Raw genomic sequence first — 17,513 nt, 5'->3', positions numbered from 1 at the left:
ACGCAAACAGCGCCGCGTGCTTCGGGGATTACGCCCCGGCGATCTTCATGGCCGGCAGCAGGACCGAACCACATTGGATGTTACTGCGGGTTTCAATATCGTCGCCTACGGTGACGATATTACGCAGCATGTCTTTCAGATTGCCCGCGATGGTGATTTCGCTGACGGGGTACTGGATCTGACCGTTCTCCACCCAGAAACCGGCCGCGCCGCGCGAATAGTCGCCCGTCACGCCGCTAACGCCCTGTCCCATCAGTTCGGTCACCAGCAGCCCGGTTCCCATTTCACGCAGCATGCCGTCGAAGTCCAGACCGCGTCCGGCAATACGCCAGTTGTGAATGCCGCCCGCATGACCGGTGCTCTGCATCCCCAGTTTGCGCGCTGCATAAGAGGTCATCAGCCAGGTTTGGAGCACGCCGTCTTTCACAATATCGCGCTCCTGCGTGCGAACCCCTTCGCTGTCGAACGGCGTGGACGCCAGCCCTTTGCGCAAATGCGGCAACTCGCTAATCGTCAGCCACTCGGGCAGGATCTGCTGGCCCAGCTGATCCAGCAGGAAGGTGGATTTGCGATAAACGCTGCTGCCGCTGATGGCACCCACCAGATGACCGAACAGGCCGGTCGCGACCTCCGCGCCGAACATCACCGGCGCCTGCATGGTGGACAGCTTACGCGGCGCCAGTCGGGACAGCGTCCGGCGTGCGCACTCCTGACCGACCCACTCCGGCGTTTTCAGATCGTCCAGCGCGCGTCCGATGGTATAGGCGTAATCGCGCTGCATGTTGCCGCCTTCGCCGGCGATCACACAGCTGGACATGGAGTGGCGGCTGGAGCAGTAGCTTTGCAACATGCCGTGCTATTGCCGAAGACCTTCACGCCGTAGTAGCTGTTGAAGCTGCCGCCTTCCGTATTGGTGATGCGGTCATCCGCCTGCAACGCGCTCTGCTCCGCGCGGGCCGCCAGCTCGATGCCGCGCTCCGCATCCAACTCGGCAGGATGAAACAGATCCAGATCCGGCGCATCAAACGCCAGCAGGGCTTCATCCGCCGGACCGGCGAAGGGATCAACCGAGGTGTATCGCGCGATATCCAGCGCGGCCTGCACGGTACGGGCAATCGCCTCCGGACTGAGGTCCGTCGAGGACGCACTGCCTTTGCGCTGCTGATGGTAGACGGTAATGCCTAACGCGCCGTCGCTATTGAATTCAACGTTTTCCACCTCGCCATAGCGGGTGCTGACGCCGATCCCCGTGGTCTTGGTCACCGCGACTTCCGCGGCATCCGAACCGGCGCGGGCCAACTCCAGCGCCTGCGCCACTGCCTGTTCCAGCGTTTTTCGCTGCTCTGCAACCTGAGTGATAATTGTCATTGATTCGCCATCATGAGTAAGAAAACATCCTGATAATGTAGGCGGTCACGAGGCGCGTCTGCACGCGATTCGTGCCATACCTCTGCGTAATAAAGAGGTAGCGTGATATCCTTGAGTCTAACAGGATCTGCCGACAATTTCGCAGCAAGCCATAACCTGATAGGATCGGCCTCTTTTTGAGGAAACCACGCATGAATAAACACCCCGAAGACTGGCAGGACGACGTCCCGCCTACCAGCCAGGAAGAAGACGACGACGAAATTATCTGGGTCAGCAAGAGCGAAATCAAACGCGATGCTGAAGCCCTGAAAGATCTTGGAGCGGAACTGGTCGCCCTGGGGAAAAATGCCCTCGAACGCATCCCACTGGATGAAGAGCTGCTGGCCGCCGTCGAGCTGGCTCAGCGCATCAAGAAAGAAGGTCGCCGACGTCAGCTGCAGCTGATCGGCAAAATGCTGCGCGCACGCGATCCGGAACCGATTCAGCTGGCGCTGGATAAGTTGAAGAACCGTCATAACCAACAGGTCGCGCTGTTCCATAAGCTGGAGCAACTGCGTGACCGTCTGCTGGAGGAAGGCGACGACGCCATGAGCGACGTACTGACGCTTTATCCTCAGGCCGATCGCCAACAGCTGCGCTCATTGCTGCGTAACGCTCAGAAAGAGAAAGCAGCCAACAAACCCCCGAAATCATCTCGCCAGCTGTATCAATATCTGCGCGAGCTGGCCGAAGCCCAAGCGTGAAAGTCCTGACCGGCAGCTGGCGTACTCCTCGCCGCCGGTCCGCCCTATCGCTACTTGGCTGATGCCGCCAGCGCAGTGCCCGCAAAAATAAACAGTGAACCGGACGCGCGGTTGAACAACCGCAGACGTTTCGGGTGCGCAAACAGGGAAGACACGCGTTTTCCCATGCAGGCGTAACAGAACATGATGCTGCAATCCAACACCGTCCAGGTCAGCGCCAGCAGTGCAAACTGACTTGCCTGCGGTACGCTGGTGTCGATGAAGTTAGGAAACAACGCCGCGAAGAACAGCAGATCTTTGGGATTGCTGATGCCCACCGTGAAACCGCGTCTGAACAGCGTGAATGCGCCGGGTTCATCGACCGGCAGCGCGACGCTTTCGGTTTCCGTCACCGGGCCGGTTTTTGCTCGCCACGCCGAAATCCCCAGCCAGATAAGATAAGCCGCGCCCACCACCTTCAGCAGCATAAACGCCGTCGTCGACGCCGCGAGGATCGCCCCCAGTCCGAGCGCAGAGCCGGTCATCAGCAGCAACGCGGCACACGCCCCGCCTGCGATAGTGGCAATAGCACGTCGTTGTCCATAACGCAGACCATGCGTCATGCTGATGAGCGCAGACGGGCCGGGAATGGCGATCAGCGCCACGATCACGCCGGTGTAAACTAACCAAAGGTGCAAAGTCATAATACGTCGTTACCTGTACGTCAGCTGCGCGTGTCGCCACGCACGTTACGGTGAATGAAGTCAAAAAAAGGGGTGGAGAAATACTACACCGTCCGCCCAAACAGAGATAGCGGGACGGCGAGAAGCCGCTTCGGCAGCGTCGTTAGCCGATAAACGCATTCTGATTTCGCCGCAGTAAGGCGATCAAGCGGCTGACCGAGGCGATCGTTTTTTCCGCGACCCGATGGTCCAGCAAAGCCTGCTGATACGCGTCCATTTCCTCCAGCAACTGCGTGAAGTAGCGGCTGCGCACCGTATCCTGCTTCGCCTTGATTACCCGTCCCGCCGTCGCCCGCAACTGCCGGTGATGAGCCACCAGCGTTTCGCTGACGGGGATATCCAGTTGCCGTAGCCCCTGATGCGCGATGATCAGCGACAACGCCAGACGATACTTGGCGATATCGCCTGGAAAGCGGTTCAGCAGCAGAAACAGGTATTGATAAAGCGCGGGCAGATAGTTGTCTTGCCGCCGCTCCTGACACGTGTTCAACGCCGATACCGCACCGAAAACGAAGCGGTTCATCAGCGTCCGTCCTGTCCAGGCCAGGGAGTTGTCCCGAATCAGCAGAATAACGAGATAAGCCAGGAAGCAGCCGATGATTTGTCCGATGGCGCTATCCAGAAACTGCGCGAGATCGAAGGTCATCGGATTATCCAGCACCAGAATATTGATGGTGGTGGCTAACGACGCCAGCGATCCCAGCCGTCGTTTCTGCACTTCGATACCAATAAAAAAGGCCATGAGGCCGAGGCTCAGACACAGCAGCAGCTGACTCTGCTGAGTGGCGGGCAGCACCAGCATAAACATGAACGATCCCAGCGGCAGCGCGAACAGCGTCCCGACCAGAAAATCCTTTGCCATCATTTTCGGATTGGGCAGACGCATCGCCAGCGCGGTCACGACGGCGAGCATCACCATACAGACGCTGCCGGAGTTCCATCCCGTCGCCAGCCAGAACAGGCACCCCAGCGTCGTGGCCGCCCAAGTACGCACCCCGTTGATCATCGCGTGATGAGTCTCTGCGGACGTGGCTTTCACCGCCACATCCGCCGTCAGCGCATCCGCCTCAATACGGTTGATGCGGCCGTTGTTCTGTACGCCCCGCATCAGGAGATGGTAACGCGTCGCCGTCACGACCCAGCCGACAAGCGACGGCGGCAGACTGGCGCCGTTGACGGCTACCAGATAACGCAGCTGCCGTAACCGCTGACGACCTTCTTCCGGCGTCGTGACAGGCTGCTCCAGCAGCACAGACAGCGCGCCGTTGATCGGCGCTTCGCTGTCTTGCAGAATCAGATAGGTTTCGCAGGCTTGGGTGATCATCAGCCAGGACTGGGTCACCATGCTTTTGAGACGCAGATTGCTGGGCTGCCAGCGGGACGACTCGACGCGCAGCTGGCTGCGCATGCCATTCAGCGATTGGGTGTTACGCACCAGCGCGTGCCAGTGAGCATCCAGATCCTCTTTCGATGCGCCGGACACGCAACGTTGCAACAGCTGGAACTGATCCAACAGCAGCGCTTTCATCGCTCGATCGATATCTTGTTTAATAGATCGCGGAGAGAACAGCAGATCCGCCAGGATGGCGCACATGATGCCGAGCACGATCTCGCTGCACCGTTCGACGGCGAACTGCGGCGCCTGAAGCGGCGTGCTCTGCGTCGTCACGACGATAATCAGCGCGGTGTAGCCCGCCAGCCCAAAAGCGTAGGAGTTTTCCACCCGCACCAGCGAGGAAATCCACACGCAGGCGCCCGCCCACAGGCAGCTCAGCATCAGCATCACGACCGGCGCCCGCGCCGTACTGACAATAATGACCAGCGCCCCAATACAACCGATAAACGTTCCCAGAATACGCAGCAGCCCACGATAGCGAATGGCGCCCGAAAACGGCTCCCCGCCAGCGGCGAAAGCGGGCCCGGCGGCCACGATCGCGGCGGTCAGCACCGCCCAGCGCGGGGTTTCCAGTTGCATATAGAAACCGAGCATGAGCGAGAGCAGGATCGCAAAACTCAGCTTGAAGGCAAATCGTAGCCGGATGAATCCGGGAAAATTGAACATGACGGTGCCTTACCCGAACTCGCGCAGCCGGTGCATCAGTTTCAACATCGGCGACATTGATTTCGTATGCTCCGTTTTTTCCCCTGTGACCACGACCGTCGCGGTGGTGCCTGCCGGGTAAAGATTACCCATTTGCTGGTCCAGCCGAATTTTTACCGGCACCCGCTGCGCCAACCGGACCCACTCCAGATTGGAGTCGACCGTCGCCAAACCGCTGCTGTCAGTGGTGATATTGCTGTTGGTGACCGCCGACGCCACGCTATCCACCGTGCCGTACAAAATTCGGTTGCTGCCGAGCGGCGTGATTTCCACCCGCAAGCCAGGACGAACGCCGCCGAGCTTAGTCTCTTCCATGTACGCCCACAGGTAATAGGAATCTTTTTTCACGAGCGCGACCACGGTCGCGCCGCGCGTGATGAATTCACCGACCTGCAAATTCAGGTTGGTCACCCAGCCATCCGACGGCGCGCGGACCACAGTGCGATCCAGATCGAGCCGGGCCAGTTCGAGCGCGGCCTGCGCCTGCGCCAGCTGATGCTGCGTTGTCTCCAGGGTATTGCCGTACTGTTCGATCTCTTCCCGCGACAGCGCCTGCGTCCCGAGCTTCTGACGGCGGCCCGCTTCCCGTTTTTTCTCAACCACCAGCGATTGGTAGTAGTCGACATTCGCCTGCGCTTCAGCCAGCGCCTGCTGATAGCGAGGCCTGTCGACTTCAAACAGGATGTCGCCCTTATTCACCTGTTGGTTATCGTGGACGTTGACGGCGGTCAGCAGTCCGCTGACATCGGGCGCGATAGCGACGATATCGGCGGTGAATCGCGCGTCTCGGGTCCAGGGCGATTCGGTGTAGAAAGCCCATACGCGCACGATCGCCACCAGTGCCAATAAGACCAGGGCGAGCGTGATCGCGATACGAGCAAATTTTTTCAGATAAATTGTCAGCGCGGATGTATTCACAACGACCTCAAAGACCGAAACGGAACAGCAGATAAAACAGACAGCAGAACAGCGCGGTGTTGAACAGCGCGGGATGCCAAACAACATCATAGATCCCGGTCGGCTGTAGCAGACGGATACAGATATAAAACAGCGCCAGCGATACCAGCAGGACAAAAAATACCGGCGGGAACGAGAGGCCGAACAGGACCATGACCGGAAGCGAATTCATCTTTTTCTTATCTCTCTCACTCTAATGCGCAATACACCCTGTAAGCAGCATAGCAAATAACCCAAAAAAACCTCCGCCCGCAGTCATTGACTGCAAGCGGGGGAAGACACAGCAAGACTGATAACAATAATGAAGAACATACGTAACGAATGATCGGTATGATGAAGCGCTTACTTTTTCATTCATAGAGGTAACAAAGACAGAAGCACTGCGAGGGGAACACCGCGCTTCCTGTTTAGACACACTTCATTATGGATGTTTATTATGACCTTATCTACCCAGTGTGATCTAAATCACTTTTAAGCCAGGCTTAATAATGGAACGACTAAAAAGCATGACCATCTTCGCCAAAGTGGTGGAGTTCGGTTCATTTACCTCCGCCGCGCGGCAGCTGAAAATGAGCGTCTCCGCCGTCAGTCAAACGGTGACCAAGCTGGAAAATGCGTTGCAGGTGAAGCTGCTAAACCGCAGTACGCGCAGCATCGGGCTGACCGAGGCCGGAAAAATCTATTACCACGGCTGCCGTCGCATGTTGGTCGAAGCGCATGAAGTCCACGATCAGCTGTATGCGTTTACCAACACGCCGATCGGCACGCTGCGTATCGGCAGCACCTCCACCATGGCTCAGAACGTACTGGCGACGATGACGGCGGAAATGTTGAAAGAGTATCCGGGGCTGTCCGTCAATCTGGTCAGCGGCATCCCCGCGCCGGACCTGATCGCCGACGGTCTGGATATCGTGATTCGCGTGGGAGCGCTGCAGGACTCGAGCCTGTTTTCCACCCGTCTGGGGTCGATGCCGATGGTGGTTTGCGCCGCCAAAAGCTACCTGTCGCAGAACGGCGCGCCGGAGAAACTGTCCGACATCGATAACTTTTCCTGGTTGGAATACAGCGTGCGGCCTGATAGCGAATTTGACCTGATCTCGCCGGAGGGATTAACGACGCGGCTGAAGCCGCAGGGGCGGTTCGCCACCAATGATTCCCAGACGCTGATCCGCTGGCTCAAGCACGGCGCGGGGATTTCATATGTGCCGCTAATGTGGGTCTTTGAGGAGATTAAGCGCGGTGAAGTTGAAATTCTGTTTGCCCACTACCATTCCGATCCGCGTCCGGTCTATGCCTTATATACGCGCAAAGACCATCTGCCGCTAAAGGTGCAGGTGTGCATTAATTATCTGATGGAGTACTTCAAAAAGGTGGCGCTGACCTATCAAGGGTATCGCCAGGAGAATCCTCCGCCGTCGGCGCCTGATAGCACGTCACGACGACGGAGAAGATCGGTGGGAATTAAGCCGTACCGCCCACCGTCAGGCTGTCCAGTTTCAACGTGGGCTGACCGACGCCGACCGGCAGACTCTGGCCTTCTTTACCGCAGACCCCGACGCCCATATCCAGCGACAGATCGTTGCCCACCATCGAGATTTGCTGCATGGCTTCAATACCTGAGCCAATCAGCGTCGCGCCTTTGACCGGCTTGGTGATGCGGCCTTTTTCGATCAGATAGGCTTCCGACGTGGAGAACACAAATTTGCCGGAGGTGATATCCACCTGACCGCCGCCGAAGTTCGGCGCATACAGGCCGTAGTCGACGCTGGCGATGATCTCTTCCGGCGTCGACTTCCCGTCCAGCATGTAGGTATTGGTCATACGCGGCATCGGCAGATGCGCATAGGACTCACGGCGACCGTTGCCGGTCGGCGCGACGCCCATCAGGCGCGCGTTGAGCTTGTCCTGCATGTAACCCTTTAACACGCCGTTCTCGATCAGCACGTTGTACTGACCCGGTACGCCTTCATCGTCCATCGCCAGTGAGCCGCGACGACCTTCCATCGTCCCATCGTCCACCACAGTACACAGCTCTGAGGCCACCAGATTGCCGACCTGACCGCTGAACACGGAGGTTCCTCGACGGTTGAAGTCGCCTTCCAGACCGTGACCGACCGCTTCGTGCAGCAGCACGCCCGGCCAGCCGGCACCCAGCACGACAGGCATTGAACCCGCGGGCGCCGCCACCGCGGAGATATTAATCAGCGCCATACGAACGGCTTCTTTCGCCCAAGCTTCCGCTCGCGCTTCGCCTTCCACCAACTGCCAGAAGTAGTCGTAACCGGTACGCGCGCCGCCGCCGCTTGAGCCACGTTCACGCTTGCCGTCCTGTTCCACCAGCACGCTGACGGACAAACGCACCAGCGGGCGAATATCCGCGGCCAGCGTGCCATCCGTGGCCGCCACCAGCACCAGCTCATACACGCCGGTCAGGCTGGCGCTGACTTCCTGCACGCGGACATCTTCCGCGCGGGCCGTCGCATCCACACGCTGCAACAGAGCGATTTTCTCTTCCCGAGTCAGGCTATCCAAAGGATTTTGGCTTGGATACAGCGCGCGATGCGCCGACTCGCCCAATGCATGCACAGCGCCGTTACCCTGCTCTCTTACGATGCTGCGGGCCGCCTGCGCGCTCTGTTGCAACGCATTCAACGTGATTTGGTCGGCATAGGCGAAACCGGTTTTCTCGCCGCTAACGGCCCGGATCCCGACGCCCTGATCGATGTGGTAGGAACCGTCTTTGATGATACGATCTTCCAATACCCAGGACTCATGGTAGCTGGATTGGAAATAGAGATCGGCATAGTCCAGACGACGCTCATTCAGCGTCTCCAGAATCGTATTTAAATCGTTCAGGCTCAGCTTGTTGGCTGTGAGTAATTGCTCACTGACTAACGTCAGACTCATAGAATGTCACTCTTCATGTCAAGGTAATCAGATAAACATGCCGCCCTTACTGGCCGGATGTCGCCGCGCGGGCTTTCTGCTTTTCGCGCAGAACTTCCTGAATCTTCGGTTGATCCACACTACCGGAAATGTGGTAACGAATCAGGGAAAATTTATTCCACAACGGCGCCAACACTTTGCTGGCGGCGAACACCGCCGCGCCAACGACCGGATTCACCACAAAAGCCGCCGCCACCCCGACCGTACCGGAAAGCTCCGGCGCGATCGTGGCTTCCATGTTGATCTGCCGTTTCACCAGATCGACATCGCCGCTCATGGCGATGTCCGCCTCCAGTCCATCGACCAGCAGATTGTCCGTATGCAGCACGCCGGACTTAATCCAGGCCGAGCTGCGGATACTGTCGAAGTAGAAGCCTTTGTTAAAGGTATCGCTGAAATCGAACTGCAATTTGCGCAGCAGCGCATCGAAGCTGATCAAGCGCAGCAGCTGCCCGGCCGACCCGCTGCTCGCGCTGGTGATTTCCCCTTTGCCCAGGCGGGTCTGCAAAATGCCGCTCAGCGTGGGCAGGTCCGGAGACCACGGTTCGCCACGCCAGTAGAGGTCATAATCGATGTTGAAGGACTCACCCCGCAGCGGCGTGGAAATACCCAGCCACTCGGCGCTTTCCGTCAGGCTATCGCCCGACAGCACGCCTTTCAGCGAGGTGCGGCTTCCGCCCTCAGCCTGTTGCCAGGTGCCGTTGAGGGTCAAACGCGCCTTGCCGTCATCCACCAGCCCGCCACGAATCGAAATCTTGTTTCTCTCCGGTACGACTAACGCCTGAATCCGGCCCAGATTCTGTCCCATCGCCCAACATTCGTTGCAGTTCACCTGTAACGTCGGCCATCCGGCAAAGGTTTCATTGGTGAGGGTAAAGGGCGCTGCGGCTTTGCCCGACGTCGAAGGAGACGCGCTCCCGGACCATTGAGGATTGTAGTAAAGATAGCGAATGTCGCTTCGCCATACGCCGGTACGCGGGATCTCCAGGCGTCCGTCGATCTCGCGGCCGCGCGCCGTCACCGCTGTGCCGCCCGCCGTGGGATACGCGCTCAACGCCAGATCGCGCCACTGCTGGCCCGCCAGCGTCAACTGCGGCGTCGTCACGGTGATACGCTCTGGCAACGAGAATCCACTCCCCCCCGATCCCATCGCGGACTTCGCACCGGACAGCAGGCCCAGCCAGCGTTCGCCGTCAAGCGCTGGCAGATGTAGCGTGACGCCGTCTTCGCCGGTCAACGCAGGGGCATTCTTACCGCCGTCCTGCCAGACCGCCTGAGCCAGGACCACCGAGTGTCTTTTCAGCAACCAGCGACTGTTGAATCGCTGACTTTTGGCGAGCACGCCTGAACGGTAAAGCCGCGCAGGTCGCCTTTGGCGTTCAGCTGTACCGGCAGCGCCTTGCCCGCCGCCTTGTTAAGCGGTGAAGGTAAGTGACTGCTTACTTCTTTTAGGTCGGCCTGTGCGCTCACGTCATAGGTTGCGCCGCCCTTGTGCGGCAACGTGACGCCCACCTGGGTTTTCCAGGACGCGTTGCCGCCCAGCGCGCTCACGACGTCAGCAGGCAAACCGGGTAGCCGAGCCGGCTGTACGTTCCCATGCAGGTCCACGTTAATCTTGAATGCGTTTGCCTGCTCTTCCGTGGTGAAACTGGCGGTCAGCGGTTGCCCGAACACGGTGGCCTGCAACGGTTCACTCTTCAAATTGCCATTGTCGTAGCTAAAGCGGCCGGTGAGCTGGCGCAGCGTGGCGCCCAGCGGTTTGATGAGCAGGCTGTTGTTGTTCATCGTCACCTCGCCGCTCGCCCGTACCAGCTTACCGTTCAGCGGGATGGACAGATGCAGTGTGCTGGCCACGTTGCCGCCGACCTGTAACTGCTGGAGCGCGGTCCCCAATGTGGATTTCAGCGGCGTCTGCATGAAGTAATCACTCACATCTTTGCCGCTGCCGCTCAGGTCGCCGTCGATGAGCAACAGCTCCTGCTGATAGTTGGGGATCGCGGCGTTTATGTTGCGGCCTTCGACGTTGCCGAGCCGCGCCAGCGGCGCATTCATCCACAGACCGTTATTCAGGAAGTTCAGAGTGATATTGTCACTGTTTAGCGCAGGCCAGCCGGGTTGGAAACCGAATTTGGCGTTTTTCAGCGGCACCCATACCTGAAATTGTCCGTCATGATGCGTAAAGGGGAAGTTCGAGGGGTTCCCCGCAAAAATCAGGGTGCCGTTGTCTACCGAGCCCCCCTGCACCGCCTGGCTGAGGTAATTGACCAGACTTTTTCCCATAAAGTGTTCGGGATAGTAGCGCCATGCCTCCGCGCCATCGCTTAAACGCAGCCCGGCGAGAATATTTAACTGCGGCTCGCCCTTGGCGGGATGGTGGTAGTCAAAATCGCCGTTGACCCACAGCGATTTGGCCTGCACGTCCAAGCCTTTCGACCACAGCGACCAGCCTTGATCGTCGCTTCGCCAGTGCAGGTTCCCTTCCACTTTCTCCATTTCCAGCGGCGCGCGGAACATGCCCGGATAGGGCAACGTGCTCTGATGCAACTGAAGATGCACCTCACCGCTTCCCACGCTCCCGCTGACCGTGCCGGAAAAGTGGTCAACGCCCGGCAGCATCTGCCAGGGCTGCCAGCTGACATCCTGCCAACCGACCTGAAAGCGGCTGTCCTGCGGCGTCGCCAGCGGAATATCCAGCGCCAGCGTCGTCAACTGGCCCTTCGGCTGCAACGCCTGCCAGCGTGTTTTCAGCTCAGGCATGGCGGAAGAGAGCAAGGGCAGCAGCGGCGTAAAGCGCTCCAGCGCCAGATTGCCGCTGCGCACGCGCAGTTCGCCCTGTAACGCTTCGCCCTCAACCGGCTTATCGGCCGGCAACCACAGCGCAGAGATCGCCGCCTGTGGCCAGGCCTGCCCGTCCGTCGCGACCTTCAACGCCGGGATAGTCAGCTGCCAGCCGTTATCCTGCCGGTTGGCCTGCAACATCATGTTGTCGACGCTGATGCGGTGGGTCTCTTTGCCATCGCGCCAGCCCGCCGTGCCTTCATTGAGCAGAATATCGCCCCCGGCGATCTCGCCGTTACGCACATGCAGCCAGGTCGCCAGACTGAAGTCCGCGTTCTCCAGACCGGTGTTGTTGCGCAACCAGCGGCTCAGCCAGGGCTTCATATCGATATCATCGGCTTGCAGATAGAGGGTGCCGTCATTCAGCCATCCCTGATCATCCTGCAAGTCCATGCGCATTTGCACGACGCCGTGCTGTCCGTTAAAACTCGACAAGCTGATTTGGCCTTCGGCGCGATGGCGGTTGTGGCCGTTCAGCCAGGTCAGTTGGGGAATAAACAGTTCGGCGCGCGGGCCGGAGGGCGTCAGAAAGGTAATGTGGCTGTCGCGCAGATCAAAGTGGTCGAGCTGACGCAGAAACAGGTCGGTCACCTGGTTCGCCTGCCAACCGCTGTCGTTGTTTTTTTGCGAAAATTGCAGGGGATGTTTGATGTCCAGCCGCATCTGATAGAAGGTGAGATCGCGGAACTGCCAGCGCAGGTGAAGCAACGATTGCCATACATCCAGCGCCAGCGTGACGCGTTCCGACTGCCAGTCGGCATCCGGATGCTGAATGCGGATGTGGTTAATTTCCAGCGTAGGGCCGAACGGCTCCCAAGTGCCGTTAAGGCCGGCAACCTCTATCGGAATCCCGGAAACAGACTGCGCCCAGGCCACCAAGCGTGGCCTGAATTCGTCCAGATGCGGCATGACGAGCCTCAGCCCACTGACCGCCAGCGCAACCAGTACAATAAGGGTGGCTCCCGTCGCAAGTACTATTCCGGGCAGTCGCCTCACGCATGTCTCCTTGTTTTTTGTCACCGGCTGCAGAGCGGGCGGAAGCGCCATATCCACATCACATCGACTATCCGTTTTCTACTATCGCTTGCCGCCGGCATCCACACGCCGTCTGTATTACATCATCACCACGTCGAACTGCTCCTGACTGTACAGGGGTTCGATCTGGACTTTGACCTGTTTTGCGACAAACACTTCCACCTCGGCCAGCGCATGGGACTCTTCGCCTTTCAGCGCTTCGCCGACGCGCGGCGAGGCATAAACCAGGAAGCGGTCTGAATCGTAGGCGTGATGAACGCGCACAATTTCGCGCAGGATTTCGTAGCAGACGGTCTCAACCGTTTTCACCGTACCGCGACCATGGCAGGTAGGACAGCCGCTGCACAATACGTGCTCAATACTCTCACGGGTACGTTTACGGGTCATCTCCACTAATCCTAGTTGAGAGAAGCCGCTAATACTGGTTTTTACCCGATCTTTACTGAGCGCCTGCTCCAGCGAATGCAGCACGCGCCGACGGTGGTCTTCGTTGCTCATATCGATGAAGTCGATGATGATGATGCCGCCCAGATTACGCAGTCGCAGCTGGCGGGCAATCGCCTGCGTCGCTTCGATATTGGTATTGAAGATGGTTTCGTCCAGATTGCGATGCCCGACGAAAGCGCCGGTGTTGATATCAATCGTGGTCATCGCCTCGGTCTGATCGATGATCAGATAGCCGCCCGACTTCAGTTCCACCTTGCGATCCAGCGCGCGCTGTATTTCGTTTTCCACGTCGTACAGATCGAAAATCGGCTGTTTACCCGCATGAAGCTCCAGTTTGCTGGCCATCTCGGGAATGTATTCCGAGGTGAATTCTACCAGCGAATCAAAGGTCAGCTTGGAGTCGACGCGAATGCGATCCAGCTCCGCGCCGGCGAAATCCCTCAGGATACGCTGGGCCAACGCCAGTTCGCCATACAGCTGGCAGCGGGTTTTATTGCGTTTCTTACGCTCCATCACCTTGCCCCACAGGCGCTTCAGGAACGCCGCATCTTCCGTCAGCTCCTGTTCGCCCACGCCTTCAGCGGCGGTACGAATAATGAAGCCGCCCTGTTCATCGCAGTAGGCGGACACGATATGCTTGAGTCGCTCGCGCTCGGTTTCGCTTTCGATACGCTGGGAGACACCGACATGCGAGGCGCCCGGCATAAATACCAGATAGCGCGAAGGCAGCGTGATATCCGTCGTCAGGCGCGCGCCTTTGGTGCCCAAGGGGTCTTTGACCACCTGCACCATGAGATCCTGCCCCTGACGCACCAGCTCAGCGATGTCGCGAACGTGGAAATTTTTCTGTTCATCGCCCGCCACGCATTCGGTGTGCGGCATGATATCGGAAGCGTGCAGAAAAGCGGCCTTATCCAGACCAATATCGACAAACGCCGCCTGCATGCCGGGCAGCACGCGGCTGACCCGCCCTTTATAGATGTTGCCGACGATGCCGCGCTTGGCTTCACGCTCGATGTGAATTTCCTGCATCGTGCCGTTATCAATGTAAGCGACGCGCGTTTCTGACGGTGTAATGTTTACCAGTAACTCAGCTGTCATGGGTTCCTCTTGCTGTACGCAGTTCGGCAAATCGGCTGAACAAGTCAAGGGTTTCCACCAGCGGCAGTCCCACAACGGCGTGGTAACTCCCGGCGATGGATTTCACGAAGCACCCGCCTTTGCCCTGGATACCATAGGCGCCGGCTTTATCCATGGGTTCACCGCTGGCAATATAGCTAACGATATCCTGTTCTGAGAGCCGCCGAAAAACCACTTCGGTGACCACACGTTGACTTAATGTTTTCTCTTTATCGGCCAGTGCGATGGCCGTCATCACCTGATGCCGACGGCCGGACAACGCCCGCAGCATCTCGGCGGCATGCGCCTCATCGCGCGGTTTTTCCAGCACGTCGCCTTCCAGCACCACGATGGTGTCCGCACCGAGCACAGGAAGATCTTCCGGCGCCACGGCCACACCGGCCGCCGCTTTATCCTGCGCCAGACGGCTCACGTAATGCTCCGGCGTTTCGTCAGGCCGTCTCTGCTCTTCCACTTCAGCCGTCAGCGTCACGAACGGGATCTCCAGCATCCCCAGAAGGGTCTTACGCCGGGGAGACGTTGACGCCAAATACAGTGCTGTCATGCACGACCTCTATTGTACGGTGAACTGACGACGGATTTTCCGCATCAGTAGAAACAGCCACGGCCACAGCGCGCCATCAACCACGCAGTTCCACAGCACTTCCGGGCGGAACGCCACATCGTGAACCAGAAACTCGGCCCAGAAGATCAACAGATCCAGCAACAGCGACAGCAGCATCACGATTAGCGCCTGCTGCCACAGCGCCATATTGCGGAAGAGCTGGAAGCGAAACGCCACCAGATAGGCCACGATGCTTAGCCCCAGTGCGCGCACGCCCAGCGTCGCGCCGAGAATCAAATCGGTGATGATCCCCAGAATGAAGCCGGTTCCTACATTCACCCGGTGCGGCAGCGCCATCACCCAGTAAATCAGCAGCAACGTCAGCCAGGAGGGACGGAACATATAGATCTCATCCGGCCACGGCATAATTTGCAGCACCAGCGCTATCAGGAACGACAGCCAGATAATCCAGTTGCCGTTGCGACGATAACGGTTCATTGCTCGCCTCCCGGCGCACGACCGCCCGCGGGGGCGCTGTCCGTCGAAGGAGCGGCATTTGCCGGGGGCGCTGGCGGTCCCATCGAGTCAGGCGACGGCAGCACATGCGGCATCATCTGCATCAGGCGCTCGTTCGCCACCCGTTGCACTTCCTGAGGTGAGATTGCCGCGTGGGCGTCGTTATCCCCTCCCCACAATAGGAGAAGATAGCGCAAACGCTGCAGTCCCGCCGTGGGATGCGCCTGAATGACAGTATAGGCACGCTGAGTGTCGACTTTTACCGAAGAAATGACGCCCACGGGATAGCCTTCGGGGAAGCGTCCCCCCAGACCAGACGTGACCAGCACATCTCCGACGCGAATATCGGTATTGTTCGGCAAGTGCTCCAGCTGCAAATCTTCCGTGCAACCGTTACCTGCGGCAATCACGCGGATGTCGTTACGCAGCACCTGAATCGGCAGCGCATGCGAGGCATCGCAAATCAGCAGTACGCGGCTGGTCAGTTGCCCAACGGCGATCACCTGTCCGACGACGCCTTTATCGCTGATGACCGGCTGGCCTTCATACACGCCGTTGACGGCGCCTTTGTCGATCACCACCTGATCGCTATAGGGGTCAATCCCGGCGGAAAGAACCTGCGTCACCATCTTGTGTTCGTCCTGACGCAGCGGGGAGCCCAGCAGTTCGCGCAGCCGCGCGTTCTCCTGCTTGAGCTGTCCTTGCAGCAACAGGTCGCTGTTCTTCAACAGCAGTTCCTGACGCAGCGCCGTATTCTCGCGCTCCAGCTGCTCCCGGGAGGTCAGCTTGGCCGACACGTTGTCCAACGCCGCGCGCGGGCCGTTCGCCAGAAAATAGAACGGGCTGACGGCGGTATCCATATAGGTGCGGATTTTGACAAACGTACCGAGCCGGCTGTCAGCAACAATGATGACAATCGCGGTGATGACGGTAAGAAAAAGTCGCAGTTGCAGGGAGGGTCCCCTGCTAAAAATCGGCTTCATAAAATGGCGTATTCCTCGACAAAGAAAAAGGGGGCCACCAGACGGGATGAACTCAAAAAACCTTCATCCATACGGTTTCCCCCTTCTTTATTTCTGGCAGGCCGGATTATTCTTCGCTGAACAAATCGCCGCCATGCATGTCGATCATTTCCAACGCTTTACCACCGCCACGCGCAACGCAGGTCAGCGGATCTTCAGCGACAACCACAGGAATGCCGGTTTCTTCCATCAGCAGACGATCCAGGTTGCGCAGCAGTGCGCCACCGCCGGTCAGCACCATGCCGCGTTCAGAAATGTCGGACGCCAACTCTGGCGGACACTGTTCCAGCGCGACCATGACCGCACTGACGATACCGGTCAGCGGCTCCTGCAGAGCTTCAAGGATTTCGTTAGAGTTCAGCGTGAAACCACGCGGCACGCCTTCAGCCAGATTACGACCACGCACTTCGATTTCACGGACTTCATCGCCCGGGTAGGCGGAGCCGATTTCGTGCTTGATGCGTTCCGCCGTCGCTTCGCCGATCAGCGAGCCGTAGTTGCGGCGAACGTAATTAATAATTGCTTCGTCGAAGCGGTCGCCGCCGATGCGGACTGAAGAGGAGTAGACCACGCCATTCAGGGAGATCACCGCCACTTCCGTTGTACCGCCGCCGATATCCACCACCATGGAGCCGGTGGCTTCAGACACCGGCAGTCCCGCGCCGATAGCCGCCGCCATAGGCTCTTCGATCAGGAACACTTCGCGCGCGCCCGCACCCTGTGCGGATTCACGGATGGCGCGACGCTCAACCTGGGTCGCTCCGACGGGAACGCAGACCAACACGCGCGGGCTGGGGCGCATGAAGCTGTTGCTATGCACCTGTTTGATGAAGTGCTGCAGCATTTTCTCAGTCACGAAGAAATCGGCAATCACCCCATCCTTCATCGGACGGATAGCCGCGATATTGCCCGGCGTACGACCCAACATCTGTTTGGCGTCATGGCCTACTGCGGCAACACTTTTCGGAGAACCGGCGCGGTCCTGGCGAATCGCCACCACGGAAGGTTCGTTCAGTACAATGCCCTGTCCTTTTACATAAATCAGGGTATTGGCGGTACCCAGGTCGATGGACAAGTCGTTGGAAAACATGCCACGAAATTTCTTAAACATAACTAAAGGATAATCCTGCAAGC

At 58.7% G+C, this 17,513-nt stretch carries 11 protein-coding genes and 3 pseudogenes; 2 read left to right on the top strand and 12 right to left on the bottom strand.

Features of this window, described 5'->3' with window-relative positions; genetic code table 11:
- Window positions 1-28: 28 nt before the first annotated feature.
- Window positions 29-1,368, bottom strand: a pseudogene (gene pmbA / locus AU509_RS08480) (metalloprotease PmbA).
- A gap of 191 nt (window positions 1,369-1,559) precedes the next feature.
- On the opposite strand from pmbA, the gene yjgA reads away from it, so the two are divergent.
- Complete coding sequence (gene yjgA, locus AU509_RS08475) at window positions 1,560-2,111, top strand: ribosome biogenesis factor YjgA (RefSeq protein ID WP_085651082.1); 552 nt, start codon at window positions 1,560-1,562, stop codon at window positions 2,109-2,111.
- A 50-nt stretch (window positions 2,112-2,161) separates the two neighbouring features.
- On the opposite strand, the gene AU509_RS08470 is transcribed toward yjgA, so the two are convergent.
- The 4 genes from AU509_RS08470 to aaeX form a co-directional block, all read right to left on the bottom strand.
- Window positions 2,162-2,794 (bottom strand): LysE family translocator, encoded by a 633-nt coding sequence (locus tag AU509_RS08470; RefSeq protein WP_085651083.1) that lies wholly within the window; start codon window positions 2,792-2,794, stop codon window positions 2,162-2,164.
- Between the two features lie 142 nt (window positions 2,795-2,936).
- On the bottom strand, window positions 2,937-4,895 hold the full coding sequence (aaeB, locus tag AU509_RS08465) for a p-hydroxybenzoic acid efflux pump subunit AaeB (protein WP_094118130.1): 1,959 nt from the start codon (window positions 4,893-4,895) through the stop codon (window positions 2,937-2,939).
- Window positions 4,896-4,904: 9 nt separating this feature from the next.
- Window positions 4,905-5,852 carry a p-hydroxybenzoic acid efflux pump subunit AaeA gene (gene aaeA / locus AU509_RS08460; RefSeq protein WP_244201004.1) on the bottom strand — a complete coding sequence of 316 codons (948 nt, stop codon included), beginning with the start codon at window positions 5,850-5,852 and terminating at the stop codon, window positions 4,905-4,907.
- A 7-nt stretch (window positions 5,853-5,859) separates the two neighbouring features.
- Window positions 5,860-6,063 carry a p-hydroxybenzoic acid efflux pump operon protein AaeX gene (gene aaeX, locus AU509_RS08455; protein ID WP_085651086.1) on the bottom strand — a complete coding sequence of 68 codons (204 nt, stop codon included), beginning with the start codon at window positions 6,061-6,063 and terminating at the stop codon, window positions 5,860-5,862.
- Window positions 6,064-6,379: 316 nt separating this feature from the next.
- On the opposite strand from aaeX, the pseudogene aaeR reads away from it, so the two are divergent.
- A pseudogene (gene aaeR, locus AU509_RS08450) lies at window positions 6,380-7,288 on the top strand (HTH-type transcriptional activator AaeR); the annotation flags it as partial.
- Window positions 7,289-7,352: 64 nt separating this feature from the next.
- Here the strand turns inward: aaeR and tldD are convergent.
- The 7 genes and pseudogenes from tldD to mreB form a co-directional block, all read right to left on the bottom strand.
- The gene (gene tldD / locus AU509_RS08445; protein WP_094118128.1) at window positions 7,353-8,798 is read right to left on the bottom strand and encodes a metalloprotease TldD; all 1,446 of its coding nucleotides are present in this window, start codon (window positions 8,796-8,798) and stop codon (window positions 7,353-7,355) included.
- 46 nt (window positions 8,799-8,844) lie between these two features.
- Window positions 8,845-12,671 (bottom strand): annotated as a pseudogene (yhdP, locus tag AU509_RS08440) (AsmA2 domain-containing protein YhdP).
- 117 nt (window positions 12,672-12,788) lie between these two features.
- Entirely contained in the window at window positions 12,789-14,258 is a 1,470-nt protein-coding gene (gene rng / locus AU509_RS08435) for a ribonuclease G (protein ID WP_085652996.1), read from the bottom strand.
- Window positions 14,248-14,841, bottom strand: coding sequence for a Maf family protein (locus tag AU509_RS08430; protein ID WP_094118127.1), 594 nt, complete (start codon window positions 14,839-14,841; stop codon window positions 14,248-14,250). Before AU509_RS08430 ends, rng begins: the two co-directional genes overlap by 11 nt.
- 9 nt (window positions 14,842-14,850) lie before the next feature.
- Complete coding sequence (gene mreD, locus AU509_RS08425; RefSeq protein ID WP_085652994.1) at window positions 14,851-15,339, bottom strand: rod shape-determining protein MreD; 489 nt, start codon at window positions 15,337-15,339, stop codon at window positions 14,851-14,853.
- Window positions 15,336-16,340, bottom strand: a complete 1,005-nt coding sequence (mreC, locus tag AU509_RS08420; protein WP_094118126.1) for a rod shape-determining protein MreC — start codon at window positions 16,338-16,340, stop codon at window positions 15,336-15,338. The genes mreD and mreC overlap by 4 nt, the downstream gene beginning before the upstream one ends.
- Before the next feature lie 106 nt (window positions 16,341-16,446).
- Window positions 16,447-17,490, bottom strand: a complete 1,044-nt coding sequence (mreB, locus tag AU509_RS08415) for a rod shape-determining protein MreB (RefSeq protein ID WP_003855260.1) — start codon at window positions 17,488-17,490, stop codon at window positions 16,447-16,449.
- Window positions 17,491-17,513: the final 23 nt, after the last annotated feature.

This window comes from Lonsdalea britannica (assembly GCF_002111595.1).
Classification (GTDB): domain Bacteria; phylum Pseudomonadota; class Gammaproteobacteria; order Enterobacterales; family Enterobacteriaceae; genus Lonsdalea; species Lonsdalea britannica.
This window is presented reverse-complemented; position numbering and strand designations above follow the sequence as displayed.